The organism is Rhizobium sp. BK313 (assembly GCF_014193655.1).
GTDB lineage: Bacteria > Pseudomonadota > Alphaproteobacteria > Rhizobiales > Rhizobiaceae > Rhizobium.
The window spans coordinates 557,792-583,499 of sequence record NZ_JACHZQ010000001.1; the positions used below are offsets into that span (position 1 = coordinate 557,792).

Genomic DNA, 25,708 nt, shown 5'->3' on the forward strand with positions numbered 1-25,708 from the left:
TGAAACTCCCATCATGTAGGCAAAGGAATTTTCAGCATGCGTATTCTCGTGGTTGGCGCCGGTGGCATTGGCGGATATTTCGGGGGCAGGCTGGCGGCGGCCGCACGTGACGTTACCTTTCTGGTGCGGCCGAAGCGGGCGGAGATTTTGCGCGAGAAAGGCCTTGTCATCCGCAGCCCGCTGGGCAACGTCCATATCGCCGCGCCGAAACTCGTCACTGCCGATGAACTTGGCGAGACCTTCGACCTCATTTTGCTGAGCTGCAAGGCCTATGATCTCGAAGATGCCATAGCCTCCTTTGCGCCGGCTGTTGGACCTGAAACGGCAATCCTGCCGCTCTTGAACGGCATGGCGCATCTCGGCCGGCTGGAGACGCGGTTCGGCGCCGAAGCTGTGCTCGGTGGCACCTGCTTCATCTCGACCACGATCGGGCCGGACGGCGAAATCCTGCATATGAACGACCTCCACCGCCTGACCTATGGCGACCGCCGTGGCGGCATGCCGGCGAGGATCGACGCAATCGCAGCGGCCTTTGCCGATGCCGGCTTCACGGCGCAGGCGAGCGAGACGATCCTCAGCGACATGTGGGAAAAGTGGATTTTCATCGCGGCGACAGCCGGTATGACCTGTCTGATGCGCTCCTCCATCGGCGACTTCGTTGCCGCGGGCGCCGGCAATCTGGCATTGAAGCTGATCGACGAATGCGCCGAGATCGCCGCGGGGCACGGCTTCGCACTCTCCAAGGCGGCGGACGAGCGCATCCGCGAAAATCTGACACGTGCCGGTTCGCCAATCACCGCTTCGATGCTGCGTGACATCCAGGCGGGCGGCCGCATCGAAAGCGACCAGATCATCGGCGATTTCCTGAATCGCGCCGATCCGGTGAAGCGGCCGTCCTACTTCATGCTAGAGACGGTTTATGCGCATCTCAAGGCTTACGAGGTGCGGCGAGCGCGGGAGGGTTGAGACGCTAGAGCTGACCATTGACCGCGACGGCCGAGTCCGAGAAGATGTCGGTTGATGAACCGAATGGCGTTGAGACATGGAAAAGCCTTGCCTTTTTGGCGCGGACTATAGCGTCTACGTGCGAATTGCGCGGCTCGCGCTGCTTGAAAAGGGTGTCGATCATCAGCGGGTGCCGATCGACATTTTTGCTGAGGGCGGGCCGTCGGCATCCTATCTGGAGCGGCACCCATTCGGCCGGATTCCAGCCTTCGAGCACGGTGATTTTCGTCTCTATGAGACGGCGGCGATCACACGCTATGTCGATGAGGCATTCGATGGGCCGCGCCTGCAGCCTGTAGCGCCTCGGCAGCGGGCGCGAATGAACCAGATCGTCAGCATAGCCGACGGATATCTCTATCCTCATCTCGTGTGGGGCGTTTGTGTGGAACGGGTCTCGAAGCCCGCAAAGGGCATTGCCGCCGACGAAGAGCGGATTGCTGCGAGCCTTTCCAAAGCCGCAATCAGCCTTGCCGCTCTGTCCGATCTGATCGGCGACAGTCCCTGGTTTTGCGGCTTGGACCTGACGCTTGCCGATCTCTATGTGGCGCCGATGTTCGACTATTTTCTCATGGCACCTGAGGGACGCGACATGATCGCGCCTCATCCGAACCTGGCATCGTGGTGGTCGCGTATCGCTGTCCGGCCAAGCATCGCAATGACAAGTTTCAGCAAACCGGAAGAGCGGCACGCATGAAGCCCGGTCAGTTCAGGATGTTTCGCTCTTCCATCGCCGGCATCGAAGCCGTGGCGGCGGAGACGGGGCATAGTTTTCCCAGGCATACACATGATCAGTTCGGCCTCGGCGTCATCGAGCGCGGTGCGCAGATATCGCTGAGCGGGCGTGGCGTAGTGCGGGCCGAGGCCGGCGACATCATCACCCTTAATCCGAACGAGGTGCATGACGGCATGCCGGTTGGAGAGAGCCGGGCTTGGTCGATGCTCTATTTCGATCCGCGACTGATTGCCGATCTCTTGGACGATATCGGCGTAGATGACGCTCGTGGCTCGGAATTTCCTTCCCCCGTCATTCGCTACGGGCAGGCGGCAGCGCATTTCAGGACGCTGTTTTCGATGGTGATCGTCCAGGATGGCGCGGAGGCTGGGCTGCGGCGGGATGGATTGTTGCTATCGCTTGTTGCCGATGTGATGCGCGAGCAGCGGCACGCGGATGACGATGTCACGGCTCCCGCCGCGATCATGCGTGCCCGCGATCTCATTGATGATGATCCGACGACACCCGTAACGCTGGCAGATCTCGCCGAGGTGAGCGGGCTTAGCCGTTTCCAACTCCTGCGCGGTTTTGCCAAAGCGACCGGGCTGACACCGCACGCCTATCTGCTTCAGCGGCGGATCCATCAAGCACGGCGACTAATTGGCGGGGGTATGCCGTTGGCTGAAGCGGCTTTTGCCAGCGGGTTTGCCGATCAAAGCCATATGACACGGATTTTTGTGCGCAATTTTGGTGTGTCGCCACGCGCCTATGCTGACACGATGCGCTGAAAGCATCTGCAATTTCCTTCAAGACCGAATGTCGGCATTGGGGCTCTTCTGCTGCTCCAAGTCAGAACCATGCAGAAGGAAAAGCCATGTATTTCCGCCATTCGAATGAGATGTGGAACGAATTCCCCGATCTGGTCGCCGGCGCACTCTTCGTGGAGGGGATCACCGCGGATGCTGCGGTTGCTGATCGTATCGCGAAGTTCCATGCGAAAGCCGAAGAACGGCTGGCAATCAGTTCGGAAGGTGAGATGCTCGAGATCCAAGCCTGGCGGCGCACCTTCTCGAAAATGGGGCTGAAGCCGACGCAATATCGCTGCGCTTCCGAGGCTTTGCTCAGACGATTCCGCCAGGAAAAATCGCTGCCGCAACTGCATCCGCTGGTCGATATCTGCAACGCCGTTTCGATCGCCTTCGCCATTCCCGTTGCCGTCTTCGATCTGGCGAAAATTTCCGGCGATCTCGAAGTCAGACATGCGACCGGCAGAGAGACGTATCTGACCTTCGCCGGCGAGACGGAGCATCCGGAGCAGCGCGAGGTTATCTTTGCCGACAGTGCGGAACGGGCGCATGCGCGGCGCTGGACCAATCGGCAGAGCGGCCTTTCCGCCGTTCGCGGGGATACGCGATCCGTACTGATCGTTGCCGAGGCTATGCATGACTCGGCCAGCAATGACGTGCCGAGGTTGATCGCGACCATTGCCGCGGAGCTCGCCGTCGCATGGCGGGTCAAGGCAAAGACCGAGCTGCTCAGCTGTTCTTCACCACGATTTGATCTCTAGGTCTTCGTGCTTTTGCAGCAATTTGTCGATCCAGGCAAAAACGCAGTTGACAAGGACGGCATTCGGGCAGAGCAGGGGACTTAAATAAATATTTCATATTGCTCATAAAGCTTATTCCGCGCGCTACGCCGGAGCCGAAGAAAGACATATGGACACCCTGCAAAGTCAAGACCGTGCGAGCGCGCTCGGCCATCCCGGATATCGTTCCTTCGCCGCCTCTCGCGTCTTTTCCTCCATCGGTTTCCAGTCGGTCACCGTTGCCATGGGTTGGATGATCTACGATCAGACGCATAGCGCCTTCTTCCTTGGCTTGGTTGGCTTCTGCCAGTTCTTGCCGATGGTGATCCTGACCTTCATCGTCGGCCACGTTGCCGACCGGTTCGAACGGCGGCGCATCGGTCTGGTCTGCCAGTTGATCGAAGCCTTGACGGCACTGGTTCTTGCCGTCGCCGTTTGGCAGCGCTGGATCGGTCCGGCCGGCATCCTCGCCGCCGTTGCCGTCATGGGCGCCGCCACGGCCTTCGAACGACCGACCATGGCTGCACTACTGCCGAATATCGTGCCGTCGTCGATGTTACAGATGGCGATCGCCACCTCCACGTCGATGATGCAGACCGCCTTCATCATCGGACCTTCGCTTGGTGGCCTGCTTTATGGTGTCAATCCTATTGCGCCTTTCGCGGTGTCCGCCGTGCTGTATGTCATCGCGAGCTTCAACGTCATTTCGATCCGTGTTGAGCGACGGCAGCCGTCGTCGCGCGAGCCGGTGACGCTGAGCTCGGTTTTTGCCGGTGTTTCCTTCATCAAGAGCAGGCCGGTGATGATGGGCACGATCTCGCTCGATCTCTTCGCGGTGCTACTCGGCGGCGCCACGGCACTATTGCCGATGTTTGCGCGCGACATCCTGCATGCCGGTCCCTGGGGTCTCGGCCTTCTGCGTGCCGCTCCTGCCATCGGTGCGTTGGTCATGTCGATCTGGCTGGCGCGCCGACCGCTGCAGACGGATGTCGGCAAAAAGATGCTGTTTGCCGTTTTCGTTTTCGGGATCGCGACTATCGTCTTCGCGCTCTCCAGCAACATCATCCTCTCCGTCGCGGCGCTGCTCATCGTCGGCGCGTCGGATACGGTCAGTGTCGTTGTGCGCAGTTCGCTGGTGCAGCTCCTGACGCCCGACAACATGCGCGGTCGCGTCAATGCCGTGAACTCGCTGTTCATCGGCACGTCCAACCAGCTCGGCGAATTTGAATCCGGGATGCTGGCCAGCGCGCTTGGCCCGGTGCTCACCGGCATTGTCGGCGGCGTCGGCACAATCGTGGTCGTGCTGCTCTGGATGCGGATTTTTCCGGACTTGACCAAGGTCAAGACACTCAACGGGTGATGTGCGGTCGACAAAACCGAGCATTGAAAGCGCCGAACGTTTGGGATCGTACGAAGGCCGGCGGTTCGCGGGTTCATGGATCATCCGCCATATTGTCCAGCCCGGCATCTCGCCTAAGGTGGCCGTTGACTGAGAGGATACTTTCGCGTCCGACCTTCTTTTCAGCACGTGGCTTTCGGACACAAGCGAGTTCCCGAAGCAGCCGCCTGGTCTGCTCTCCGACACAACGTATCAGAATGAATCCATGAATAGTTCTCATCTTTCATAAGCCGTATGCTCTCATGATTTAAAAGGATGCGGCGGGAAATCTGCGATGTATAATGAAGCTTTCAGCAATCATACATGAAGGATTTTCATGGGAAAAAGACCGCTTCCGCCGCTGGCCGTCTTGCAGGCATTTTGCGCCATCGCCGAAACCGGTGGTTTTGGCCGTGCGGCCGAGAGGATGGGGTTGACGCAGACTGCAGTCAGTCATCAGCTTTCACAGCTTGAAGGCTGGATCGGCGGCAAGCTTTTCGATCGCGGCCGGTCAGGCGCAAGATTGACGCCGCTGGGTGCGCGTCTCCACCCAGCGATTGTAGAGACAATCTCTCAATTGGAGACAGCGCTGTATCAGGCGCGGGCGAGCGTGTCGGTTCGCACCCTGACGCTGTCGGTGACGCCGGAATTTTCGAGCCAATGGCTGGCTTCGCGGCTCGGGGACTTTTGCCAACGCTACCCCGACATCGAGCTGAAGATGACTGTCGGCTATCAGCGACCCGATTTCGGGCCTAACGGCGCCGATCTCGCGATCTGGCTCGGGCGAGCCGAGGCCGGGCTTGTTTTGGAAGAACTACTGCTGGATGAGGAGTTTGTAGTCAGCTCGCCAGAATTGTCTGAGCGGTTGCCGAAGCGAAACGCCATAAAGGCGGCGCCCCTGCTGCGTTACTCCGGCATGCGGCATACCGTGCTGGATTGGCAGCGCTGGTACGAGCAGGTGGTTGGTCATGATAGCGGCGACAGAATAGCGGATTTCGACATCGGCAAGGCGACGGAGAACGGACCTCTATTCGAATCCTTTGCCGATATGCTTGGAGCATGTCGAGACAGCCTCGGCTTTGCACTGGTTCGTAGTTCTCTTGTCGCGAAAGACCTCGCGGAGGGACAGTTGGTGCGTTGTTTCGTGGAGGTTCAGCCGGCAGCCGTCAGCTACAATCTGCTCTATCCGCCGAATGCCTTGCAAAACCCATCGGCGGCATTGTTTCGCAATTGGCTGATATCTCGGGTCAACGCAATTGCTTGAGAGGGCGATCGCCGTCAATCGCGCAGCCTGATCAAGCCGGCTTCTGTCGCAGCAAAGCCAAGGTTCCGGTAGAAGCCGCCAAGATGCGGTTCGAAATCGACATGCAGCCACTCCGCGCCGCGTTCGCGCGCAACGTTCGTTGCCATTTCGACAAGGCTGGTTGCTATTCCCCGTCGACGGAATTCGGGGGCGACGCAGGTATCGAGGATAAAGGCATGTATGCCACCATCCCAGGCGACATTGACGAAGCCCACGAGGCGCACTCCGTCGAAGGCGCCGATATGGGTGAGGCTTCTTGATAGAATCAGCGAGAAATCGCGCGCGGCGGCGTCGTTCCAAGCCGTAGCCCACAAGGCGTTGAGCGCCTCGTTTTCAGGATACGGGTCGGTCCTGAATTCAATCGTCATAACCATCCCCTCGCTGATTGTTTATGAAACTGGAATGCCAAGCTTATTCGCATCGCGAGCGGACGCAACGGGCACACAAGGCTGACGACATTCGGGTAATCGGAATGGAAAAGTGCATCTCTTGTCGGATCACGCTATAGTCGGTCGTCCTTTGAGGGTGGAAACAGAACAAAGGAGACTGCCATGCCCTATGTGGATGGTTTTGTTATTGCAGTTCCGAAAGACAAGATCGAGACCTACAAGGCGTTGGCGCGGAAGGCCGGCGACGTCTGGAAGGAATATGGTGCGCTGAGCTATGTCGAGTCGATCGGCGATGATGTGCCCTATGGCGAGCTGACGTCTTTTCCCCGCTCCGTGCAGGCCAAGGAAGACGAGGTCGTTATTTTTTCCTGGATCACTTATGAAACTCGCCAGCATCGTGACGCCGTGCTGGAAAAGGTCATGGCCGATCCGCGGCTGAAGGACGAGATGACGAACATGCCTTTCGATGGCAAGCGTATGATCTACGGCGGTTTCGATATCTTTCTACAGCTCTGATTTATCTTGGCGACGGCGACCGGGCTTGACTTTCCGGTTGCCGCGGCCGACCTCAGGCGGCTCATTATGATCACCACCGGAAGATGCCATGCCGCAGACCGTCATTACCCTGTCCACCCATGGTCAAGGACTTTACGAATTCACAGGGCAGGCGGCGGATTTCGTCCGGGCGGCCGCTTCGGCAGGCTCAGGAGCAGGTGAGGGACTGCTGACCGTATTCGTCCGCCATACCTCTTGTTCCCTTCTGATCCAGGAGAATGCCGATCCTGACGTGAAGACAGATCTCAACGCCTTTTTCCGCCGGCTCGTGCCGCCGTCTTCTGACCCCTCCATGCGCTGGATCGTGCATACGGCGGAGGGGCCGGATGATATGCCGGCGCATATCAAGGCAGCGCTGACGCAGGTGTCGATCGGCATCCCCGTGATGGCCGGCCGTCTGGCGCTCGGCACATGGCAGGGCATCTATCTTTTCGAGCATCGTGATCGGCCGCATCGGCGCCAAATCATTCTGCATCTCTCCGCCTGAATCCTCAAAAAATTCGCGTAAGCCGACTGTTAATTGTCCTGAATACAATCTGAACGGACAATTCGTGTTCGGTTCAGCTTGGCTGACCTAATGTGGCTCCAATCCCACGGATATCGGGTCGAAGTATCGGGCCAAATATCGGGATCGCAACGATCCGTAGCAGGGACCTGAAGGAGAAACACCCATGATCAGTCTTTTCGCCAAGGCGGGCATTGCAGCTCTCATCACGCTCGGCGCCGTCTCCGCGACCGTTTCCACGGCATCCGCCAATGACTTTTCGGCCAGCATTCATCAAGTGCGCTACGACCCCTATCACAGCCGCATCTGCTCGCCGATATCTGCCATTCAGAAGGCTCGCGCCATGGGCCTGCGCCGCGCCAATATCGAAAACATCACGCCGCGCCGCGTCGTTGTTGAAGGTTTTGGCCGCCGTGGTCCGGACCGCGTCGTTTTCGCCAACGTGTCGGGCTGCCCGCTGATCCGCCGCTGATGTCGGTAGCTCGCGGCAGATAGCATGAGCGTTTGCCGTTGCGATCGCGATACCTTGGCGATATCTCAAGATTAGTGAAGCCGTCCTCATAAAAGGGACGGCTTTTATTTTCTGTTGCTCAATGATTCCGTCTCTGGCCTCGTTTTTGCTTTCATTGTACCTGAACAGCGTATGAACGGTTGATTCTGAACTTGTTCAGTTTCGTGCCGTTACTCCCAAGGCCCTCACTCAGGGATGCCGCGCGATACTGAGAGAGGCTTCTCGCTCCATGGAGGACACAATGAAACAATTGCTGGCAAAGTTGGGGATCGCAGCCGCGATCACCGTCACCGCGCTGACGGGCACGGCGGGATATGCTTCCGCCCAGGGCGTCGACATCTATATCGGCCCAGGTCGTCATCGGCCGCCACCGCCGGACTACGACAACCCGCCGCCGCGCTACGACCGCCGTGGCTGCGATCCGCGGGAAGCCATGGATGTTGCCCGCAGCTATGGCCTGCGGCGCGCTCGCGTCGTCGACGTGACGCCGCGTCGCGTCATTGTCGATGGTTTCGGCCGCCGTGGTCCGGATACGATGATGTTCGCCAATGTTCGCGGTTGCCCGCTGCTTGGCCGCTGATTTCGCTTGCTGACATATTGCGTCCGGCGGCCACCGCTTGACGCTTTCGCTTTATCGGCGGGGGCCACGAAACCGCCCTTTGTTCTGTCCGGTCGGACATGAGCGAAGGGCGGTTTTGTTTGCGGCTATTCCTGGATTGCGTAGGTGATGCTGACCGAGGCGTTATAGGTGTTTTCGCCGCTCGCCACCGGCACCGCCTTGTCAGCGGACGCCGTGGCCATGGAGCGCATATACGGCTGTGGCGGCGTGACGATGGCGCCCTCGTTGATCGAAATGACGCGACCGAGCTTGACACCCGCGGCGTCGGTCAACGTTTTTGCTTTGGCCGCGGCATCGGCCACGGCGTTCCTTCGCGCTTCTTCGAGCGCCGCATCCGGCTTGTCGTTGGTGAACTGGATATCACCGCCCTGGTTGACGCCAAGGTTGACCGCCTGGTCGAGGAGGGCGCCGAGCTTGGAGAGATCCCGAACACGCACTGTCAGACCATTGGTCACCTGATAACCGGTTAGTGTCGGCGGGACCGGCTGACCGTTCTTGTCGTTCTGATAGACATATTGCGGCTGGATCGAGAAGCCCGATGTCTGCAGGTCGCGCTCGGCAATGCCGCTGTCCTTCAACGTTGCCAGCACGGCGCCCATCGCCTTGTTGTTCTGATCGAGCGCGTCCTGGGCGGCTTTTGCCTGCTTGACGACCGAGAGCGTGACAACGGCCATATCCGGCGCAATGGCCGAATGTCCCTCGCCAGTGACAGTGATGATCGCCTCTCGCGGTTTTGCGTCCTCGGCGAAACTACGGGTGGCGGGCACGAGGAGAGTCGCGCCGAGAAGAGCAGCAAAAACAAAATCTCTGGTTTTCATCAGGGCCATGGCTCATTCCTTGGTTGGTGTTTCCTTCGGATTCGCTTTTGCGGATTGATTGTGAAGGTATTGCGGCAGTCCCTTGTGGGAAAAGACAAATTGGGCTAGAGCCAAATCGGCTCCCGGGGAACCATTGCCCCGGTGCTGCATGCACGATCATTTTTTAATCGTGCCGGGCCTGTAGCTCAATGGTTAGAGCCGGCGGCTCATAACCGCTTGGTTGGGGGTTCGAGTCCCTCCGGGCCCACCATCCTCCTTCTAATCATTATAAAATCGGGCTTGAGCCCACCCAAGAGTGGGCCCGACGTGGGTGTAACCGGTCGCGAATTTCCGGAATTTTGTCATGACGTTCGGGAATTTCTGATGTCATGCAGGGTGTAGCCGGTCGCGCCATTGTAGCCGGTCGCGCCTTTTTGCAATTTTGTCACCGGCTTTTGCAAATTTCCATTTTCACGACCAGTCAGCTTTTAGGTTCTAGCCAGCCGCCGTCGGCCGTCGGATGTCTCCCCTGCATCTGCTTCGTCCCTCAAAGCAGAAGTTGGCAACGATGGACCCTTTTCTCCGCATGTGTATTTCCTTTTAGCCTCGTCGCGCGCAAGGTTGTCCGGCAGACAGATCCACAATCACGGTCCATTCAACGGCGAAGGAGGTAAGTGCCATGAGTGACGACCACAACAAGACATCCGCAGCCGCTTCATTCTCTGCCAGCCGCCGGGAGCTGTTGCTCGGAGCCAGTGCGTTTGCCCTTGGGGGCATTGCGTTCGCTTCAAGTGCGCCTTCGGCCAGTGCTCAGCAAGCAGCCGCGCCGGGCAGAAGGCCGCCGAACTTTCTGATCCTCTGGGGCGATGACATCGGCTACTGGAACGTCAGCGCCTACAATCAGGGAATGATGGGATATAAGACGCCGAACATTGATCGGATCGCCAAGGAAGGAGGCCTTTTCACAGACTACTACGGCCAGCAGAGCTGCACCGCTGGACGCGCCGCTTTCATCACCGGACAGTCACCCTATCGAACGGGTCTTCTGAAGGTCGGTTTGCCGGGCGCCAAAGAAGGTATGCAGGCCGAGGATCCCACGCTTGCAGACTTGCTGAAACCCTTCGGCTACATGACGGGGCAGTTCGGCAAGAACCATCTCGGCGATCTGGACGAGCATCTGCCGACGGCGCATGGCTTCGACGAGTTTTTCGGCTCCCTCTACCACCTTAATGCCTCAGACGAACCGGAACACCCTGACTACCCGAAGAATCCCGAGTTCAAGAAACGGTTCGGGCCGCGCGGCGTCCTGCACACCTATGCCGACGGCCGCATCGAGGACACCGGACCCCTTACCAAGAAGCGAATGGAGACGATCGACCAGGAGGTGACCGATGCCGCGATCGACTTCCTGAATCGAGCCAAGGAGCAGGATAAACCATTCTTCCTGTGGTGGAACGCGACCCGCATGCATGTCTGGACGCGGCTAAAGGAGGAGAGCCAGGGCAAGACGGGCTTCGGCATATATCCCGATGGGATGGTCGAGCACGACGCGATGGTGGGGCAGATGCTGAAGGCCTTGGATGACCTCGGCCTCGCAGAGAACACTGTGGTCATGTACTCCACCGACAACGGTGCGGAGAAGTTCACGTGGCCGGACGGCGGCCAGTCACCGTTCCGCGGTGAGAAGAACACCAACTGGGAAGGCGGCTATCGCGTGCCCTGCGCGGTTCGGTGGCCGGGCGTCATAAAGCCGGGGACGACCTACAACGAGATCATCGCTCACGAAGACTGGATACCGACGCTGGTCGCCGCAGCCGGCGATCGGGACATCAAGGATAAGCTGCTAACTGGGCACACGGTCGGTGCTAAGACGTTCAAGGTTCGGCTCGATGGCTACAACATCACGGATTATCTCGCAGGAACCGGCGATGATCCGCGCAAAGAGTTCATCTACTTCGTGGATGACGGAAGTCTCGTCGGGCTCCGCTATCTTCAATGGAAAATTGTCTTCGCCGAGCAACGTGCTCATGGGCTTGACGTCTGGCAGGACCAGTTTGAGCCCCTGCGTCTTCCGAAGCTATTCAATCTTCGCTCCGATCCATTTGAGACTGCGGATGAGGAGGGAATGGACTACGAACGATGGCGGGTTGAGCATCTGTTCGTACTAGTGCCAGCGCAGGCCTATGTGGCCAAGTTCCTCGAGACGTTCAGGGAGTTCCCGCCGAGGCAGAAGCCCGGTAGCTTCTCGATCGACCAGGTTCTGGAAAACATGGAAGAGGCTTCGATGGGCGGGTAAATCCGGCCCTTAAGACGGGAGTGCTCGACTTACTACACCTCCAAAGCGGACCTGCGGGAGCGCCAAGCCAAGGTCCGCTTCTGGCGCAAAGCGCTCACGGATGTCCCAGCGGCATTTCTACCGAATTCCGCAATTCGAACGGTCTTTGATGTCCTCTCAAACCCTATTTAAAGTCCTTTCAAAGTGGGCATCTTTGAGAGTTCGCCACGCATACGTTGCAGCCAGAGAGACCACCCCGTTACCGGCTGCATCGGATCGGTCCACCCGATCGGCCATCCCATGATCCAGTCCGAAAAGTTCGGGTTGAAGGTCAGGTCGTTGGCCGGGTTCCTCAATGGTGAGGTTACTCGGCATGAAGGGCGGCACGATCTCCCGCCTGAAGCTTGGTGTTTTGTGGTTGCGCTCATCCTCATGGGGCTTGGGTTTTTGCGGCGCTCTGTGCACTGGTGGTATCTTGTGCCCGCTCGAGTCGAGAGTACGGTTGGCAGCATTGAAGACACCCGCTACGAACCTCCCGCACGCCTCTTTAGCGCACTTCAAAGCCCTTCAACCGATAGTCATGGAAGGCGGGCGACCGTAGCGGTGGGGTGTGGCGTTTCTGCGGACGATCGAATAGAGGCTTCGGACGCCGTCTTACAGCCGTAATCGACTTCTCCAGGTTCGAAATGGTTTTGTAGCGCGACGCCGGCAGTCTCTCCGCTGTCAACATCCGGCAGTTAGTGGAGAAAGAAAATGCATCTAAAAGGAAAATCACAGCGCACCATCGCCGCGAACGGTCACCCCGTAGGCGATCGGATCGCTCCTATGATCGCGTCCCAAAGCAAATATATCGCATTCGGTATCTTTCTCATCGCCGTCGGTGCCAGCACGCCCGCCAGCGCGATATCTCGGGTGAGCTCAATGAGCCACTCCTGCTCCCAGCTGCGTCAGATAATTAATACTCAAGGGGCCGTCATCGTCACCCATCCCGGTTCGCGCGCTTCGGGGACTTTATACGACCGATACGTCAGCGACAGCCGATATTGTGCTTCCGGAGACGTTGCGACCGACGACTGGGTTCCCGCGCAAGATGGCAGCTGCCGTCTTTCTAACTGTCAGACCTACGAGCCGCCATTTGACAATTGAAGGCGACCGTTCGTCGTCGCCTGTGCGAAATCATGCAGCGGTGTTCGTTGTGCTGGTTCTATTGGCGCCGGCTCACGAACGTCGCCACGGCGATGCAACTCGTTCTGGGCGCGGCCCACCATTTCCGAATTCATGCGACTAGACCAATAACAAGCTATAGCAAGATTTCCTGTTTGGTTTCCGGCACATCTGACTTAGAGAAAAGCCAGATGTGTTCGATAGGAAAGATACTCCATGATCATTAATCCCGAACGCGACGCCTCAGATTTGTCGGTTGATCGCGAGTTTTTCGATCTGCTCACCGGAAGTTATGCCCATATCGTCGGGAGGCCTCTTGTCGGCGAGGGGCAGGGGCCGGGTTGGCTTTATTACGATGCCCCCTTTGTGGTCGTGGCGCACAATACCGACGCTGATCCGCGTTTCATCTATGCCAATAAAGCCGGCCAGGCTTGTTTCGAATATCCTTGGGACGAATTTACCACTTTGCCGTCGCGTCTTTCGGCTGAGCTTCCCAATCGGGCCGAACGTCAGCAATTGTTGGATGCGGTTACACGCGACGGTTTTATCTCGGGTTACCGCGGGTTGCGAATTGCAAAATCGGGACGGCGTTTCTGGATGGAAGACGGCATCGTCTGGCAGCTCATCGATCGCGACGGAAATCGGCGCGGGCAGGCGGCGACGTTTTCGAAATGGAAAGACGTGTAGACCGGGTCGGCGGGAGCCCCGCTATCGCAGGAGCAATCTGATGCCGGGTTAGAGCCGTGACAACGCGATAGATGGCGACGATGACAGCTTCTACGTCGCGAATCGGCGGAAGTTCACGCCGTTGATCCGCCCCTTGCTTTGGTGGCAGGGGAAATCTGCAGGGATATCAAGCCACCGGTTCCAATGCCTTTTCCTGTTCGATTTCGCGAGTTGTATCGTAATCGGTCTCACTAGACTGTTCATATTCGGCGGAGAAGAACTCGGCGGCGTGACGGCCGGCAGATGTCCTGTCGTTTTCGATCACGGCGGCGATGCGCCGGAACAGTTCGGCCTCAAAGCCGCCTGCGTTATTGACGTGGTTCGGCCGTGCCAACCGCGCGCCTCCGTCCAATCGGATCGCGGAGACATAAAACTCGCCATCGTAACCGTCTCCTGCCGATGTCAATTCGGCGCTGCCGTAGAGGAGCAGGCCCGTTTCCCAGCGGTCGCAGAGGTTGATAGTGAGTTCGTCGAATGAGTATTCACAAGAAAAAACGGCGGCAGACATCATCACGCGGCCATTTGTGCAACTGATACGAGCGATTTGGCTGACAGGTGATGGATCTCCTCCATCATCGTTGCCCGATCCCTGGCAATTGACATCCCAAAGGGTCTGGCGTCGATGCGCAGCAATTCCAGCCATAAGTTTGCAATTCGCTCGGCTCGGCTCTGGTCTTCAGTTTTGGTCGCCTCGGTTGCTTGTTGGCGTGCCCATCTCCAAGCCCTCGAGAGTGCACGGGCGAACCATTTACGCCGGGCGGCCGCGGTCGAAGGCCGGCATAATCGCGTGTCTTGGTGGTAGAGCGTCCAGGCGGTAGTCATGACATCGGGTATCGCAGGCATGAATGACGTCTTCCCTTTCTGCACCCGTTGGGTTGCAACATCGATATTCATCCGACCTCCGATCCGGTTTCGCTGACTTCACGCAAGATCCCCAGACTTGCGCGGGCTCATTCCGTTTCGGGCCGCCGGCTCGTGAAAGGCAAACTGTCATATGGCACGATATGTGTCAACATATTTTGTGTCTTTTGATTGAAGAAAAACACAATAGATGTTCTTTTGTTTCCGCTAAGTGCACCCTGTCGATTCGCTTCGCGTAAGCTGGAAGCGGATGGCTGACGGGGCAGGGGAAGAGCTGTGCCGCTCTATTTCCTGGCAATATGCCCGCAGATGCGCCCGATGATCGTCAGCCGCGCCAATTCCACCGTAAAGGTTTCCAATGCCGGGTTGTCGGAGATGATCTTGACCTGGCTCGGCTGGGTGAAGGGAACGCGCTGGAGGCGTTTGATCTGTGGTTCTGAATAGCCGTCGCTGATGGCATAGACCGTGTCGGTCGCCATCTGGTTCTGCGAGAGATCGACGATCACGCGGTCGCCGGGCATATAGGTGGGCTGCATGGAATCGCCGATCACTTCCATGATGATGGTATGGTTCGGCGATGCCTTTGCCTCGTTGCGCAAATAGCCCGAAGGAATGAGCCATTCCGCAACGATCTTGTGGCCAGCGACATTGCCCGCGCCGACTGGCAGATTGATGACTTCGCCGACAATGCCGCTGCCGGCGCCGAGTTTGACGTCCACCTCCGGCGTCGCGCCTTCGATCTTCGGCTGCCAATGCTCCCGGCTGTAGCTGAGCTCTTCGCCGCCCTCGGCAAATCCCTCATTGTATTGTTCATCGGGATCGAAGGAGGTGACCACCATGCGTGGTCCTGGCCGCTCCACTTTCCTTGAACCTTCGCCGGTCAGAAGATAGCCGGCAGTAGTGCCAAATTTCTTGGCATAGCGATCGGCGATCTCGGGTCCGAATTCGTTCTGACCGTTTTCGTGAGCCCGATAGGTGGACAGGCCGATACCAAGTGCCTCCGCCGCCTTCGTCGCCGAGGAATAATTTGCGGCTTCGCGCGCCGCCTTCAGTCGTTCGCCCATGGATTTCTGCATGATCCAACACTCGCAAAATAATTAACATAAATCATGTTGACATCGACATTAATAACAACATATTTTGTGTCTATCAAGGTGTCGGCGGCGAAATTTGCTGCAGGCTGAAGTGCCGAGGCGGTTTGCGTTCGGCGAACAAGGGTTTTGGGAGTGATCGTATGATCTCGACTAGGAAGGGCCGAATGTTGGATTTGAGCTCAGGTTATTTCGACTTCTTCTGGGGCTGCCCCGGCTGTGGCCGGGCATTGTCGATTGCGGAGGTGATCGAGCGGCACTGTGAAAGCTGCGACGAGCACGTGCAGCCAACGGAGATGTTCGATCCCGGTTCGATCGGGAGCAAGCCCGGTACGGAGAAGGCGATATGAGCGAGATGATTCAAGGTTTTCTTGCCTGTGTCGGTGCCGCCCTATTCCTGATCTGTGTTCTTGCGGCTCTGAAGCCGATCATTTCGTCATGGATATCTGACAGCGAAGAGCATGATGCCAGCGGAGCGCTGGAGGGAGATCTGGTCCATTTCCGGATGACCGAAGATGAGCATCAGCGAGAGGCCAACCAAAGAGGGCGTCGAGCACTTTGGTCATTCGGGCCACGCTAGAGATTCCATGCGCCGTGAGCGCGGACGGCCTGCTGCTAGGCGTTTGAACCACTTCTAAAATTTAATTCGAAGAGCTGGCCCGAGGCGGCCAGAGGAGGTTTCCGTGAATGAATTTCAAATCGGTACTGAAGCTGTCGCCGGAGGTCATCTCGGCTGGATACGCAAGGTCCACCGCGCCACGAATGAAGTCCTGAGGGACCATCGCGGCGAACCCATCGTCTTCTCGACCCAGGATGCGGCCAAGGCGGCGGCCGGTGAGGCGATGGTTGCTTATCTCAACACACCGATGCTGCGCGATGGGGCGAGGGTGGAGGCGATGTCAAAGGCGGACGCCCTATTCAAGCCTAAGCATCCTTTTGCCGATGCCGGAGCTGCGAACGGGAAGGTGGCATGACCAAAAACTGCCGCTGATCGCGTTCATTTTTCTTCCGGAAGGGAGGCAATATACCCATGAGCAAAGGCAGGCTCGACACTCTTCTTGACGGCCTCGGCATCAAGTTGGTCCCGGTTCATCGCCGTCGCGCCCCGGCGCAAAGCCATGCGCGCGGCACAATGCAGGAGATTAGGGGGCAGCACGGCGACGGACATCTGGTCTTCGTGTTGCGCTGTATTCGCCAGACCGGCAACAATCGTGACGAACTATGGTCAGACACGATTGGAGCCGTCTCCGACATCCTCGTTCAGCGTCAGGATTGGGCGCTGCAACGGCCTGGCGATCTGCTGGCCGCCTTCGACGATATCGCGCTTGGCGCTTTGCGCGCCGACGCCGTGGCGCGGCGGCCGTGGCCGGTACGCGCGACGCTTCGGATTTTGATCTATCGGGAACTGGAGAAACGAGTTGATGCACCACAGCGCCTTGCAGTTTGATGACTTGTCGGAACGCGCGGCTGAGATTGCCGATCTAAGCCTGATAGTTCGTGCCCGTTTCATTGAGGCTGCCGACACGATGATCCATCTTGACGTGCGCGGTGTACGCCCCGATCAGGTGCGCACGCTTTGGCCGGATGTTCTTCCCGAACCAACCGATCATGCCGACATTCGCATCCGTTATCGCCCGAACGCAGCGGCAATCAGTCGTGCCGAAGAAGTGCTGCAAGGTTGGCTGCTGACACATGTCAGGGATGAGGAGCGCCGTATCCTGCTTTCCCGATGGTCGGTCTGTCTTGCCGCGCCCCATGTCGCCGGTTCCTTCCGCGATTTTTGTGGCAAGACCGGCCGGGTGAGGCGAACGGCAGAGCGGCGGATTCAGAGTGAATTTCAAAGCGTCGCCAATGCGCTGCTCGCAATTTCGCCCTCACTGCAGGAACCCGATTGGTCACGCATATCGCCGATGATGCCGAATTCGGGTGGCAGTCTCGAGCGGGTGAAAACACCGCTCGTGAAGCATGAGACGCATTGGCTGCCGGAAGACGCAAAGCCGGTATTCGATGCGGCCAGCCCGGAACTGGCGGCATTGGCCAAGCGACTGGAACGAGAGAATCGGCGGCGTGCAAAGATGAGAGCTTAAGCTCGCGCGCTCAGCCCCGGTCCAACCCCGGGGCTTTCGCCGTTGGGATTGATGTTAACCGCCCCGACTTTGCTGCGGCGGGTCCCCCTCAAATGCAAATACTCCGCTTGGCCTCGAGCCACCGGAGGCATCGCCAAAATCGGGCACGGCATATTCCGCCAGCAATCGCAGGCGCGAACGCGGCAGATGGGCGCGCCATGGATCTCCGATCAGGATTTCGATACCCTGCTGCAAGCAACGGTAAAGAAATGCGGTAACGTGTTCGGCAAGCGCGGCCTCATAAAAGAGATCGCCGACGCAGACAATGTCCGCGGCGGGAGGCTCGCCTTTCGTCAGATCGGCAAGAACCGGTAGAATTGTCACGTCATTGACGGCGGCATTCAACGCCATGGCGGCAACGGCATAGGGATCGACGTCGACCGCGACCACCTCCGTTGCGCCTGCCTTTGCGGCCGCTATGCCGACAATGCCTGAGCCAGCTCCCAGATCGAGCACGCGGCGGCCAACGACGGCGTCAGGCCGGTCGAGAAGATACCGCGCCAGTACCAATCCTCCACCCCAATAATGCGCCCAGTAGGGTGAGCCAAACTCCTGATCCTGCTCGGCAAGCCGCCACAAGCCGCTTTGCGGTCCGGCCTTATGCAGGCGAATCTCTGGAATTGAAGGGACAGGCAGGACGGGGAGATTGGCGGAGATGAAGTTCCGCGCTGCGTCAATCTTCGAATCCCATTCGCTCATAGGTATCGTGCGGATCTGTAAGAGATCTTGATCGGGATGATGTCGATCGTGTTTATTGGTCATTCGCTCGTCTGATGCTGAAGCCGCTTCGAGGGAGGAGGAGAGTAATCTTGCTTCGATCGTCGGACGATAGAATGCGATATTTTGATGTGATTTCAAATGATTATCTGTGGCGTCGTCAAAGATTTCCCAATCCTTGCAGCCGCCTTGCCGATCAAGGGTGTCGCCAACTGCGCCGAATTGGGGTATTGATTTTGGCATGATGAGAACAGTTGCAGCGACGCACTGTTGACCGCAAGCGGCTCTTTGTCAGGCGCTTGTTTCCTTTCAACGTTCCATCGGAAATTCCAAAGCATGTCCACTGCCGACAAGCCTGTCGCGCCGCGCAAGCCGCGTGTCCGCAGGCGCAAGACCGTGTCCGCCGGCGATACGCCGCTCGACTATATGCTGAAAGTCATGCGCGACGACGAGGCGGATCAGAAACGGCGGGATGAAATGGCGAAGATCGCCGCATCCTACGTTCACCAGAAACCGAGTGAACGCCAAAGTGGCGGGGCCAAGGGCGGCCAGAGTTTCACGATCGACTTAACCAATGCCACGGATGAGCAGCTTGCGACACTCGAATCCCTCTTCGGTCCGCTTGCCGGACCCGGCGGCGATGATGGCAGCGATCCGCGAGGAGAAGACGAGACGCAAGGCTGAGGCGGAGCAGGCCGAACTCGCCCGGCAGATTGCCGAGGATGCCGAGGGTATTCGGGCGCGGTGTCAGTCGCTTGTCGGTTTCGTCCGCGAGGCCTGGCACGTGATCGAACCATCCGTCGACTATGTCTATGGTTGGCATATCGACGCCATCTGCCGACATCTCGAGGCGGTGACGTCCGGCGAGATCACACGGCTGCTGATCAACGTGCCGCCTGGGACGATGAAGTCGCTGCTCTGCGGTGTCTTATGGCCCGCTTGGGAATGGGGACCGAAGAACATGCCGGAGATGCGTTATCTCGGCTCATCCTATTCGGAACACTATGCCAAACGCGATAACAGGCGCATGCGCGATCTCGTCGCCTCGGAATGGTATCAGACGCTCTGGGGCGACCGGGTTAAGCTGACGAGGACGGGCGAGACGGCCTTTGCCAATACACGCACCGGCTTTCGCCAGGGCGTGCCGTTTTCACGGCTAACGGGTGGGCGTGGCGACCGAGTGATCATCGATGACCCGCATTCCGTCGATGGTGCGGAATCCGAAGCGGAACGGCTGTCGACCATCCGCACCTTCCGTGAATCCGTGCCGACGCGGCTCAATGATCCGCAGCGTTCGGCAATTGTCGTGATCATGCAGCGACTGCACGAGGCGGATGTTTCCGGCACGATCCTGACGCTTGGGCTCGGCTACGAGCATCTGATGTTGCCGATGGAGTTCGAGCCGGAGCGTCGTTGCCGAACATCGATCGGGTTTGCCGATCCGCGCACGGAGGAGGGCGAGTTGCTCTTTCCCGAGCGGTTTCCGCGCGCCGTCGTGGAGCGGGATAAGGTGCCCCTCGGTTCCTATGCCGTCGCTGGGCAGTTTCAACAGCGGCCATCCCCGCGCTCCGGCGGCTTGTTCCAGCGTGGCGACTTCGAAATCGTCGATGCCGTGCCGGCGGGCGCGAAGCGCTGTCGCGCCTGGGATTTTGCGGCCTCGAAGGAACGTCCGGGCCGCCAGCCGGACTGGACGGTGGGGCTGCGCATGGCTGAGGCCAATGGCGTCTTTTATGTCGAAACTATCGCCCGTGGCCGTTGGTCGCCGGCGGAGGTCGAGCGCAATTTGAAGAACATGGGGACGCAGGACGGACCGACGGTGATGATCCGCATGCCTCAGGATCCCGGTGCCGCCGGCAAGGCCGATGCCGAAACGAAGATCAAGCTGCTTGCCGGCTTTCCAATAAAGGTTTTGTCCATCACCGGTGACAAGGCGACGCGCGCCAAGCCGGCTTCCGCGCAGGCGGAGGCTGGAAATGTCAAATTGTTGCGTGGTGATTGGAATGAGGCGTTCCTCGATGAAGTCTGCGCCTTTCCAAATGCGCAGTTCGACGATCAGGTGGATGCTTTCGCCGACGCGCTGAACGAGTTGGCGCTGGGCTCCTCCTTCAGCTTCAAGAATTTCTAGGCCTTCCGGATGAGGGCTAGTCCATCACATAAATGCCAAAGGATAATCCATGGGACACGTACTCTCGATGGTTCGCGATGGGCTGGTGAGCCTTGCGTCTCGCATGGGGACCGACCGAGACAAGGCAGCCTCGGTCTTCTATGCCCAGCCAATTTTGACCGACGAACAGATCATTGCCGCCTACCGTGGCTCTTGGCTGCCGCGCAAGATCGTCGACATTCCAGCGCTGGATAGTTGCCGCAAATGGCGCAACTGGCAGGCCGAGAGTGATCAGATCGGGGCAATCGAGGCCGAGGAGCGCCGGCTGAACCTGCGCGGCAAAGTACTGGAAGCGTCTAAGAAGGGGCGGCTCTTCGGTGGCGCGGCTTTGTTCATCGGCGCCGGCGACGCCGATCCCTCGCGGCCGCTTGATGTCGAGCGCATCGGCAAAGGCGGATTGAAGCATCTGACGGTGCTGACGCGTCGTCAGCTTGCCGCGGGAGAGATCGACCGCGACCCGACCTCGGAATGGTATGGCAGGCCGAAATTTTACACGCTGACCGGCGCTAACGGAGTGCAGGTCGCGATCCACCCGTCGCGACTGGTGATCTTCAACGGCGCCATGGCGCCGGACGAGGATTTTGGCGGGACGTTGGGGCAGGCCAGTCACGGCTGGGGCGAGAGCGTGCTCACTGCAACCTTAGATGCCATCAAGAATGCCGACAGCACGGCGGCCAATATCGCCAGCCTCGTCTTCGAAGCGAAGATTGACATTATCAAAGTGCCGCAGTTCTCGGCGAATATAGGCAATCAGGCCTACGAGGATGCCGTGTTGCGCCGCTATACGCTGGCCAACACCATTAAGGGGGTAAACGGCACGCTGATCCTTGATGCCGAGGAAGAATACGATAGCAAGAGTGCGCCGCTAGCAGGACTGACTGACATCCTCATGGCCTTCATGCAGGTCGTCTCCGGTGCCGCCGATATTCCAGTCACCCGCTTGCTCGGCCAATCCCCCGCGGGCCTCAACGCCACCGGCGACGGCGATATGAAGAACTATCATGATCGCATTCAGGCGATCCAGGAACTCGACTTCACGCCCGCCATGTCCCGCCTGGACGAATGCCTCATTCGTTCCGCAACCGGCGTCCGCGATCCAGATATCTACTACGCGTGGGCGCCCTTGGAACAGATGAGTGAGAAGGAGAAGGCCGACATGTTCAAGACCAAGGCCGACGCCGCGCGAGCCTTGTTCGGTTCAGCTTCCGGACAGGAGATCATCTCGCGGCAAGCGTTGTCGCAGGCACTGGTTAATACGTTTGTCGAGGACGGATCGTTGCCGGGGCTGGAGGCGGCAATCGAGGAATTCCGCGGGTTGGACCAGGTAGGTCAGCCAGCGACTGTTCCTGAAAACAACGGGGAACATAACCCGGCATCGGGCAAACCGCTGAGAAGCACCGCCGCCTAGTAGTTCGCGGGCATACCACCATCAACCAAAGTCGATTTCGACCAAGGGGCATCCATCATGAATTTTACAGACATTGTCACCGTCGCGGGAACGCGGCGGACCGGGGACGGCTATCTTGTGGCCGATGCCCGGATCGCTCGTACAGGTATTCAGAGCTATCTCGGCGCGGAGATCGGCAGGCCGGAGATGCGCACTGTACGGGTCTATCGACCGGGTGCGGAAGTCTTTTCCGAGGATACGCTGAAGAGTGCGGCTCACCGACCGGTGACAAACGAGCATCCGCCGGAAATGGTTACGTCGGAAAACTGGAAAAAGTACTCCGTCGGCCAGACCGGCGATGAGATTGCCGGTGAGGGAATTTTCATTCGCGTGCCTCTTATGGTTAGCGACGAGGCGGCCATTCAGGACATCGAAAGTGGCAAGCAGGAACTATCCGCCGGCTATGTCTGCGATCTCGATTTCACCGCCGGTCTGACGCCTGCCGGCGAACTCTACGACGCTATCCAGAAGAACATTCGCATCAATCACATTGCCATCGTGCGCCGTGGCCGTGCGGGATCCCAAGTCCGCATCGGCGATGCAGCCGCACCGTGGGGCTGCGCTCCTCTCGCAGCCCCACGTCCTGTTTCCGATCACCAGCAGAAGAAGGAAGGGACGATGTCTACAAAGACGATCATCGTCGACGGCGTCGAGTTCGAGGTCAGCGACCAGGCTGCTGAGGTTATCGCCACGCTGCAGCAACGGCTCGTCGATGCCGACGTCATATACCAGAAGGCCATCGCCACTCGCGATGCCGAGCTGCATGCCGCCAAGGCCGGGCTTATGTCCGATGCAGAGATCGAACGGCGGGCCGAAGCCCGCGCCGATCTCATCGGGCTTGCCAAAGCGATCATCGGTGATGTGAAGACATCAGGTCTTTCCGATGCGGCAATCCGCAAGGCGGTTGTCGTCGCCAAGGTCGGCGAAGGGGCGGTCGAGGGCCGGTCGGAGGTCTATATCGACGCTCGTTTCGACATGCTGGTCGAGACCATCCGTGAGACGCCGGATCGTTTTACCGCCGCCGTCAAGGACGGCATCGCCACATCGCAGACATCGATGTCCGCGGCGTTCACCGCCTATGCCGCCATGGTGCGTGACCTGCAGTCCGCCCATCTGCCGGCCAATCCCATCTAATCAGGTCAACGAAAAGGAGACGCTTCAATGGCGACTTATCAGACCACCTATGGAAACGCTCCTCAGAAGGGCCTGCACGGGCAGATCGCTTCAGAGGAAAAATCCAACAAGATCAGCCGCACGGTGGAAAATGCCGCCGGCATCAAGTTCGGCCAACCGGCTCAGCGCGGCCTCGCCGATCACGGCGTTGCGCCCTATGCCGCTGGCGGCAAGTTTCTCGGCATTGCCGTGTTGACGCCGACCGTGCTGCCCGGTGCCACGCAGGTGGACGGCTATGCGCAGTTCATCACCGGGGCCTTTCTGACCTCGGGCCAGATGTATGTGCGGGCGGGCGGTACGGTCGCCGACGGTGACGCCGTCTACTACAACCCGACCACCAACGCCTATGTCAACGCGGCCGGCACCGGCATCGTCGGTCCCATTCCCGATTGTTTCTTCGACACGAGCGGCGGCAATGGCGACATCGTCGAAATCTCGCTCAAGCACAGGAGCGCCTAATCCATGAACCAATTCGTTCGACAGCATTTCGCCGACGCCCAGGCGGCCTATTCCTTCGTCATCGCGCAGGGCCGCAATATCGAGACGCGCATCTATCAGCGCCGTTATCCCACGTTCAACTACGGCCTGCATGTGCCCGTGGTCACCGAGGGCAACGAATGGGCCGCTGGCACGACTTTCTTCACCGTCGACAGCGCAGGCGAGGCGAAATTCCTCTCGGGCGCCGGCACGGATATGCCCTTCAATCAGTCGACCCGCGACAGCGCGAGCCATGATTTCGCGATGATCGGCTCTGGCTGGGAATGGAATCTGGAAGAGGTCAATCAGGCGGCGCTCTACAATCTCGATCTCAACGCCTCCAACGCCATTTTTGCCGCCGACAAAATCGAGCGCCTGTTGAATTCCGTCGCCATGATCGGTTCGACGGAGAAGGGATGGACCGGGTTCGTCAACGATCCCAACGTCTCGCGCGTCGATGTCGCCGCCGACGGCACGGGCAGCTCAACGCTTTGGTCGGCAAAGACGGCCGATCAGATCTTGCGCGATGTCAACGATTTGATCGGCGGTGTGCGCGAAAGCACGGGCGAAGTCGAATGGGTGGACAGCCTGCGCCTGCCGCCGGAGGCCTTCCGTATGATCGCCACCAAGCGGCTTGCCGACGGCGACGGCTATATCACCGTGCTGGAATTCCTGCGCCAGGGCAATGTCTACACGGCGGAGACCGGCCAGCCGCTGGATATCCAGCCGCTGCGCGAGCTTGCTACGGCATCCCAGGACGGCGGCGGCCGGATGGTCGTCTATCGCCGCGACCCGGAAGTGCTGCGCTTCCATCTGCCGATGCCGCGACGCGTGCTGCAGCCGCGTCAGAAGTCGATCATGAGTTTCGAAACCGGCATCATCGCCCGCACCGGCGGCACGGAAGTGCGACTGCCGGCCGCCATGGCCTATGGCGACGAGATCACGGCTGCGGCGTGATTTGATCTTTCCTCTCTCCGTTTCGACGGGGAGAGGGCCTGCGTCCTCTTCATTCACCGCCGGAGTTCTCATGCCTGCATCGTTTTACGGCACGCTCGATGCTGCCGATATTTATTTTGCCGATCGCGGCATTACAGTCTGGGCCGCGGCCGGCGAAGATGAGCGCGCGGCGGCGTTGCTGCGCGGATCGCAGGTCGTCGACGGCTTGTACGAACGGCGGTTTCCCGGTCTTCGCGCTGGTGGCTACGACCAGGTGCTTTCTTGGCCGCGCAAGGCTGCCGTCACCGCCAACGGCGAGAGCATTCCCGAGGACGTCGTGCCGCTGCCGATTACTTACGCGGCCTATGAGGCGGCGGCTGTCGAGCTTGCCGAGTCCGGTAGCCTGAGCCCAGTTGTCATCGCGGCACAGGCCGTCAGGCGGGAAAAGGTCGGGCCACTGGAGACGGAATATGTGGTGGCAGGATCGCCAGCCGACATTATTGCTGCGGTAAGGCCGGTAATGACCATTCTCGACGGTCTGCTCTATCCCTTCTTGCGTCCGGTTTTGCCGGGCATTCTGGTGGTGTGATGACAGGCTTTGACTACGCCAAAAGCCGCGCCACGGCCGAGCGGTTGATCGCCAAGTTCGGCCAGCCGGCTCAGCTTAGGCGCATCACCAATTCGGGTTCGGACTACGATCCGGTGCAGACGAACCAGGACTTTGCCTGCATGCTGGTCGATCTCGATTATACGCAGGTGCATATCGGCGATACCCTGATCCAACGCGGCGACCGGATGATTTATCTGTCCACGGCGGGGCTTTCGATTGCGCCGATGCTTGCCGACAGATTGCTGATTGCCGGGATCGAGCATGCGATCGTCGATGTGCTGCCGCTGTCGCCGGGCGGGACTACGGTGTTCTGGCAATTGCAGGTGCGCCAGTGAGCGCTTTTGCCCGTTTTCGCGCTGCGCTTGCTCTTTGGTTGCTTCTCCGGTTCCTCCTGGCACTCGATCGGTTGATGTCACCATCCCAAATCGAGCGGCCGGCAAGTCGGAGTATGGCCCGGAAAAGCGGCGTCTCCGCAATCCGCGTGCGCTACGGCGCTTTGACCTTGCTAGATTTCGAACGGCCCGCTCCTTCATCGGGTTTGCGAGCGTGCCGTCAAAACCGAATCATTTCAGAGGGCTGATG

The 25,708-nt window shown here is 59.1% G+C and carries 32 protein-coding genes and 1 tRNA gene; 27 read left to right on the forward strand and 6 right to left on the reverse strand.

Annotation, left to right across the window (positions count from 1 at the left end):
* Positions 1-36: 36 nt before the first annotated feature.
* The 6 genes from panE (at position 37) to FHT86_RS02635 (ending at position 5,944) form a co-directional block, all read left to right on the forward strand.
* Positions 37-966: a 2-dehydropantoate 2-reductase gene (panE, locus tag FHT86_RS02610; RefSeq protein WP_133705315.1), complete on the forward strand. Its 930-nt coding sequence runs from the start codon at positions 37-39 to the stop codon at positions 964-966.
* 76 nt (positions 967-1,042) lie between these two features.
* The gene (locus tag FHT86_RS02615; RefSeq protein ID WP_133705316.1) at positions 1,043-1,699 is read left to right on the forward strand and encodes a glutathione S-transferase family protein; all 657 of its coding nucleotides are present in this window, start codon (positions 1,043-1,045) and stop codon (positions 1,697-1,699) included.
* Positions 1,696-2,505, forward strand: a complete 810-nt coding sequence (locus FHT86_RS02620) for an AraC family transcriptional regulator (protein ID WP_133705317.1) — start codon at positions 1,696-1,698, stop codon at positions 2,503-2,505. Before FHT86_RS02615 ends, FHT86_RS02620 begins: the two co-directional genes overlap by 4 nt.
* An 86-nt stretch (positions 2,506-2,591) precedes the next feature.
* A complete protein-coding gene (locus FHT86_RS02625; protein ID WP_133705318.1) occupies positions 2,592-3,284 on the forward strand; it encodes a B3/4 domain-containing protein in 693 nt (230 codons plus the stop codon).
* 148 nt (positions 3,285-3,432) lie between these two features.
* Positions 3,433-4,662: an MFS transporter gene (locus tag FHT86_RS02630; RefSeq protein WP_133705319.1), complete on the forward strand. Its 1,230-nt coding sequence runs from the start codon at positions 3,433-3,435 to the stop codon at positions 4,660-4,662.
* A gap of 355 nt (positions 4,663-5,017) precedes the next feature.
* Positions 5,018-5,944: a LysR substrate-binding domain-containing protein gene (locus tag FHT86_RS02635; RefSeq protein ID WP_133705320.1), complete on the forward strand. Its 927-nt coding sequence runs from the start codon at positions 5,018-5,020 to the stop codon at positions 5,942-5,944.
* A 14-nt stretch (positions 5,945-5,958) separates the two neighbouring features.
* Here the strand turns inward: FHT86_RS02635 and FHT86_RS02640 are convergent, their stop codons facing one another.
* Positions 5,959-6,351, reverse strand: coding sequence for a GNAT family N-acetyltransferase (locus tag FHT86_RS02640; RefSeq protein WP_133705321.1), 393 nt, complete (start codon positions 6,349-6,351; stop codon positions 5,959-5,961).
* Positions 6,352-6,534: 183 nt separating this feature from the next.
* Here FHT86_RS02640 and FHT86_RS02645 point away from each other — a divergent pair, with 183 nt between their 5' ends.
* The 4 genes from FHT86_RS02645 (at position 6,535) to FHT86_RS02660 (ending at position 8,523) form a co-directional block, all read left to right on the forward strand.
* On the forward strand, positions 6,535-6,888 hold the full coding sequence (locus tag FHT86_RS02645; RefSeq protein WP_133705322.1) for a DUF1428 domain-containing protein: 354 nt from the start codon (positions 6,535-6,537) through the stop codon (positions 6,886-6,888).
* An 88-nt stretch (positions 6,889-6,976) separates the two neighbouring features.
* Positions 6,977-7,414, forward strand: a complete 438-nt coding sequence (locus FHT86_RS02650; RefSeq protein WP_133705323.1) for a secondary thiamine-phosphate synthase enzyme YjbQ — start codon at positions 6,977-6,979, stop codon at positions 7,412-7,414.
* A 184-nt stretch (positions 7,415-7,598) separates the two neighbouring features.
* Entirely contained in the window at positions 7,599-7,904 is a 306-nt protein-coding gene (locus FHT86_RS02655; RefSeq protein WP_133705324.1) for a hypothetical protein, read from the forward strand.
* Between the two features lie 280 nt (positions 7,905-8,184).
* Entirely contained in the window at positions 8,185-8,523 is a 339-nt protein-coding gene (locus FHT86_RS02660; protein ID WP_133705325.1) for a hypothetical protein, read from the forward strand.
* Between the two features lie 125 nt (positions 8,524-8,648).
* Here FHT86_RS02660 and FHT86_RS02665 read toward each other — a convergent pair whose 3' ends face one another.
* Positions 8,649-9,389, reverse strand: coding sequence for an SIMPL domain-containing protein (locus FHT86_RS02665; RefSeq protein WP_133705326.1), 741 nt, complete (start codon positions 9,387-9,389; stop codon positions 8,649-8,651).
* 165 nt (positions 9,390-9,554) lie between these two features.
* Here FHT86_RS02665 and FHT86_RS02670 point away from each other — a divergent pair.
* The 4 genes from FHT86_RS02670 to FHT86_RS02685 all read left to right on the forward strand — a co-directional run bounded on the left by FHT86_RS02670 (position 9,555) and on the right by FHT86_RS02685 (position 13,485).
* Positions 9,555-9,630 (forward strand) — tRNA-Ile (locus tag FHT86_RS02670).
* A 408-nt stretch (positions 9,631-10,038) separates the two neighbouring features.
* Complete coding sequence (locus FHT86_RS02675) at positions 10,039-11,655, forward strand: arylsulfatase (protein ID WP_133705396.1); 1,617 nt, start codon at positions 10,039-10,041, stop codon at positions 11,653-11,655.
* Positions 11,656-12,387: 732 nt separating this feature from the next.
* Positions 12,388-12,780, forward strand: coding sequence for a hypothetical protein (locus FHT86_RS02680; protein WP_133705397.1), 393 nt, complete (start codon positions 12,388-12,390; stop codon positions 12,778-12,780).
* A 234-nt stretch (positions 12,781-13,014) separates the two neighbouring features.
* Positions 13,015-13,485 carry an MEKHLA domain-containing protein gene (locus FHT86_RS02685; protein ID WP_133705398.1) on the forward strand — a complete coding sequence of 157 codons (471 nt, stop codon included), beginning with the start codon at positions 13,015-13,017 and terminating at the stop codon, positions 13,483-13,485.
* Between the two features lie 166 nt (positions 13,486-13,651).
* Here FHT86_RS02685 and FHT86_RS02690 read toward each other — a convergent pair whose 3' ends face one another.
* From FHT86_RS02690 to FHT86_RS02700, 3 genes are all read right to left on the reverse strand, one after another.
* Positions 13,652-14,032: a hypothetical protein gene (locus tag FHT86_RS02690; RefSeq protein ID WP_246779364.1), complete on the reverse strand. Its 381-nt coding sequence runs from the start codon at positions 14,030-14,032 to the stop codon at positions 13,652-13,654.
* A 2-nt stretch (positions 14,033-14,034) separates the two neighbouring features.
* Entirely contained in the window at positions 14,035-14,418 is a 384-nt protein-coding gene (locus FHT86_RS02695; protein WP_133705400.1) for a hypothetical protein, read from the reverse strand.
* 251 nt (positions 14,419-14,669) lie between these two features.
* Positions 14,670-15,461: a S24 family peptidase gene (locus tag FHT86_RS02700; protein WP_133705401.1), complete on the reverse strand. Its 792-nt coding sequence runs from the start codon at positions 15,459-15,461 to the stop codon at positions 14,670-14,672.
* 182 nt (positions 15,462-15,643) lie between these two features.
* On the opposite strand from FHT86_RS02700, the gene FHT86_RS02705 reads away from it, so the two are divergent.
* From FHT86_RS02705 to FHT86_RS02725, 5 genes are all read left to right on the forward strand, one after another.
* Complete coding sequence (locus tag FHT86_RS02705) at positions 15,644-15,826, forward strand: hypothetical protein (RefSeq protein WP_133705402.1); 183 nt, start codon at positions 15,644-15,646, stop codon at positions 15,824-15,826.
* Entirely contained in the window at positions 15,823-16,056 is a 234-nt protein-coding gene (locus FHT86_RS02710) for a hypothetical protein (RefSeq protein ID WP_133705403.1), read from the forward strand. The genes FHT86_RS02705 and FHT86_RS02710 overlap by 4 nt, the downstream gene beginning before the upstream one ends.
* A gap of 103 nt (positions 16,057-16,159) precedes the next feature.
* Positions 16,160-16,450, forward strand: coding sequence for a hypothetical protein (locus tag FHT86_RS02715; RefSeq protein ID WP_133705404.1), 291 nt, complete (start codon positions 16,160-16,162; stop codon positions 16,448-16,450).
* 56 nt (positions 16,451-16,506) lie between these two features.
* Positions 16,507-16,923: a hypothetical protein gene (locus FHT86_RS02720; RefSeq protein ID WP_133705405.1), complete on the forward strand. Its 417-nt coding sequence runs from the start codon at positions 16,507-16,509 to the stop codon at positions 16,921-16,923.
* Complete coding sequence (locus FHT86_RS02725) at positions 16,898-17,563, forward strand: DUF6362 family protein (protein ID WP_133705406.1); 666 nt, start codon at positions 16,898-16,900, stop codon at positions 17,561-17,563. The genes FHT86_RS02720 and FHT86_RS02725 overlap by 26 nt, the downstream gene beginning before the upstream one ends.
* A 54-nt stretch (positions 17,564-17,617) precedes the next feature.
* Here FHT86_RS02725 and FHT86_RS02730 read toward each other — a convergent pair whose 3' ends face one another.
* On the reverse strand, positions 17,618-18,301 hold the full coding sequence (locus tag FHT86_RS02730) for a class I SAM-dependent methyltransferase (RefSeq protein WP_246779442.1): 684 nt from the start codon (positions 18,299-18,301) through the stop codon (positions 17,618-17,620).
* Between the two features lie 354 nt (positions 18,302-18,655).
* Between FHT86_RS02730 and FHT86_RS02735 the strand changes: the two genes are divergently transcribed.
* The 8 genes from FHT86_RS02735 (at position 18,656) to FHT86_RS02770 (ending at position 25,461) form a co-directional block, all read left to right on the forward strand.
* Positions 18,656-19,003, forward strand: a complete 348-nt coding sequence (locus tag FHT86_RS02735; RefSeq protein WP_133705408.1) for a hypothetical protein — start codon at positions 18,656-18,658, stop codon at positions 19,001-19,003.
* Positions 18,960-20,444: a phage terminase large subunit gene (terL, locus tag FHT86_RS02740; RefSeq protein ID WP_183868517.1), complete on the forward strand. Its 1,485-nt coding sequence runs from the start codon at positions 18,960-18,962 to the stop codon at positions 20,442-20,444. Before FHT86_RS02735 ends, terL begins: the two co-directional genes overlap by 44 nt.
* A 49-nt stretch (positions 20,445-20,493) precedes the next feature.
* A complete protein-coding gene (locus tag FHT86_RS02745) occupies positions 20,494-21,891 on the forward strand; it encodes a DUF1073 domain-containing protein (RefSeq protein WP_246779365.1) in 1,398 nt (465 codons plus the stop codon).
* A gap of 57 nt (positions 21,892-21,948) precedes the next feature.
* The gene (locus FHT86_RS02750) at positions 21,949-23,064 is read left to right on the forward strand and encodes a DUF2213 domain-containing protein (RefSeq protein ID WP_133705409.1); all 1,116 of its coding nucleotides are present in this window, start codon (positions 21,949-21,951) and stop codon (positions 23,062-23,064) included.
* A gap of 27 nt (positions 23,065-23,091) precedes the next feature.
* Complete coding sequence (locus FHT86_RS02755) at positions 23,092-23,562, forward strand: DUF2190 family protein (protein WP_133705410.1); 471 nt, start codon at positions 23,092-23,094, stop codon at positions 23,560-23,562.
* Positions 23,563-23,565: 3 nt separating this feature from the next.
* Positions 23,566-24,537: a DUF2184 domain-containing protein gene (locus FHT86_RS02760; RefSeq protein WP_133705411.1), complete on the forward strand. Its 972-nt coding sequence runs from the start codon at positions 23,566-23,568 to the stop codon at positions 24,535-24,537.
* A gap of 70 nt (positions 24,538-24,607) precedes the next feature.
* Positions 24,608-25,105: a DnaT-like ssDNA-binding protein gene (locus tag FHT86_RS02765; RefSeq protein ID WP_133705412.1), complete on the forward strand. Its 498-nt coding sequence runs from the start codon at positions 24,608-24,610 to the stop codon at positions 25,103-25,105.
* On the forward strand, positions 25,105-25,461 hold the full coding sequence (locus FHT86_RS02770; RefSeq protein WP_133705413.1) for a hypothetical protein: 357 nt from the start codon (positions 25,105-25,107) through the stop codon (positions 25,459-25,461). Before FHT86_RS02765 ends, FHT86_RS02770 begins: the two co-directional genes overlap by 1 nt.
* Positions 25,462-25,708: the final 247 nt, after the last annotated feature.

What these genes read in the sequence shown, in the direction of transcription:
- panE (WP_133705315.1), top strand. Translation starts at nt 37, where the DNA reads ATGCGTATTCTCGTGGTTGGCGCCGGTGGCATTGGCGGATATTTCGGG.
- FHT86_RS02615 (WP_133705316.1), top strand. Translation starts at nt 1,043, where the DNA reads ATGGAAAAGCCTTGCCTTTTTGGCGCGGACTATAGCGTCTACGTGCGA.
- FHT86_RS02620 (WP_133705317.1), top strand. Translation starts at nt 1,696, where the DNA reads ATGAAGCCCGGTCAGTTCAGGATGTTTCGCTCTTCCATCGCCGGCATC.
- FHT86_RS02625 (WP_133705318.1), top strand. Translation starts at nt 2,592, where the DNA reads ATGTATTTCCGCCATTCGAATGAGATGTGGAACGAATTCCCCGATCTG.
- FHT86_RS02630 (WP_133705319.1), top strand. Translation starts at nt 3,433, where the DNA reads ATGGACACCCTGCAAAGTCAAGACCGTGCGAGCGCGCTCGGCCATCCC.
- FHT86_RS02635 (WP_133705320.1), top strand. Translation starts at nt 5,018, where the DNA reads ATGGGAAAAAGACCGCTTCCGCCGCTGGCCGTCTTGCAGGCATTTTGC.
- FHT86_RS02640 (WP_133705321.1), bottom strand. Translation starts at nt 6,351, where the DNA reads ATGACGATTGAATTCAGGACCGACCCGTATCCTGAAAACGAGGCGCTC.
- FHT86_RS02645 (WP_133705322.1), top strand. Translation starts at nt 6,535, where the DNA reads ATGCCCTATGTGGATGGTTTTGTTATTGCAGTTCCGAAAGACAAGATC.
- FHT86_RS02650 (WP_133705323.1), top strand. Translation starts at nt 6,977, where the DNA reads ATGCCGCAGACCGTCATTACCCTGTCCACCCATGGTCAAGGACTTTAC.
- FHT86_RS02655 (WP_133705324.1), top strand. Translation starts at nt 7,599, where the DNA reads ATGATCAGTCTTTTCGCCAAGGCGGGCATTGCAGCTCTCATCACGCTC.
- FHT86_RS02660 (WP_133705325.1), top strand. Translation starts at nt 8,185, where the DNA reads ATGAAACAATTGCTGGCAAAGTTGGGGATCGCAGCCGCGATCACCGTC.
- FHT86_RS02665 (WP_133705326.1), bottom strand. Translation starts at nt 9,389, where the DNA reads ATGGCCCTGATGAAAACCAGAGATTTTGTTTTTGCTGCTCTTCTCGGC.
- FHT86_RS02675 (WP_133705396.1), top strand. Translation starts at nt 10,039, where the DNA reads ATGAGTGACGACCACAACAAGACATCCGCAGCCGCTTCATTCTCTGCC.
- FHT86_RS02680 (WP_133705397.1), top strand. Translation starts at nt 12,388, where the DNA reads ATGCATCTAAAAGGAAAATCACAGCGCACCATCGCCGCGAACGGTCAC.
- FHT86_RS02685 (WP_133705398.1), top strand. Translation starts at nt 13,015, where the DNA reads ATGATCATTAATCCCGAACGCGACGCCTCAGATTTGTCGGTTGATCGC.
- FHT86_RS02690 (WP_246779364.1), bottom strand. Translation starts at nt 14,032, where the DNA reads ATGTCTGCCGCCGTTTTTTCTTGTGAATACTCATTCGACGAACTCACT.
- FHT86_RS02695 (WP_133705400.1), bottom strand. Translation starts at nt 14,418, where the DNA reads ATGAATATCGATGTTGCAACCCAACGGGTGCAGAAAGGGAAGACGTCA.
- FHT86_RS02700 (WP_133705401.1), bottom strand. Translation starts at nt 15,461, where the DNA reads ATGCAGAAATCCATGGGCGAACGACTGAAGGCGGCGCGCGAAGCCGCA.
- FHT86_RS02705 (WP_133705402.1), top strand. Translation starts at nt 15,644, where the DNA reads ATGTTGGATTTGAGCTCAGGTTATTTCGACTTCTTCTGGGGCTGCCCC.
- FHT86_RS02710 (WP_133705403.1), top strand. Translation starts at nt 15,823, where the DNA reads ATGAGCGAGATGATTCAAGGTTTTCTTGCCTGTGTCGGTGCCGCCCTA.
- FHT86_RS02720 (WP_133705405.1), top strand. Translation starts at nt 16,507, where the DNA reads ATGAGCAAAGGCAGGCTCGACACTCTTCTTGACGGCCTCGGCATCAAG.
- FHT86_RS02725 (WP_133705406.1), top strand. Translation starts at nt 16,898, where the DNA reads ATGCACCACAGCGCCTTGCAGTTTGATGACTTGTCGGAACGCGCGGCT.
- FHT86_RS02730 (WP_246779442.1), bottom strand. Translation starts at nt 18,301, where the DNA reads ATGAGCGAATGGGATTCGAAGATTGACGCAGCGCGGAACTTCATCTCC.
- FHT86_RS02735 (WP_133705408.1), top strand. Translation starts at nt 18,656, where the DNA reads ATGTCCACTGCCGACAAGCCTGTCGCGCCGCGCAAGCCGCGTGTCCGC.
- terL (WP_183868517.1), top strand. Translation starts at nt 18,960, where the DNA reads ATGATGGCAGCGATCCGCGAGGAGAAGACGAGACGCAAGGCTGAGGCG.
- FHT86_RS02745 (WP_246779365.1), top strand. Translation starts at nt 20,494, where the DNA reads ATGGGACACGTACTCTCGATGGTTCGCGATGGGCTGGTGAGCCTTGCG.
- FHT86_RS02750 (WP_133705409.1), top strand. Translation starts at nt 21,949, where the DNA reads ATGAATTTTACAGACATTGTCACCGTCGCGGGAACGCGGCGGACCGGG.
- FHT86_RS02755 (WP_133705410.1), top strand. Translation starts at nt 23,092, where the DNA reads ATGGCGACTTATCAGACCACCTATGGAAACGCTCCTCAGAAGGGCCTG.
- FHT86_RS02760 (WP_133705411.1), top strand. Translation starts at nt 23,566, where the DNA reads ATGAACCAATTCGTTCGACAGCATTTCGCCGACGCCCAGGCGGCCTAT.
- FHT86_RS02765 (WP_133705412.1), top strand. Translation starts at nt 24,608, where the DNA reads ATGCCTGCATCGTTTTACGGCACGCTCGATGCTGCCGATATTTATTTT.
- FHT86_RS02770 (WP_133705413.1), top strand. Translation starts at nt 25,105, where the DNA reads ATGACAGGCTTTGACTACGCCAAAAGCCGCGCCACGGCCGAGCGGTTG.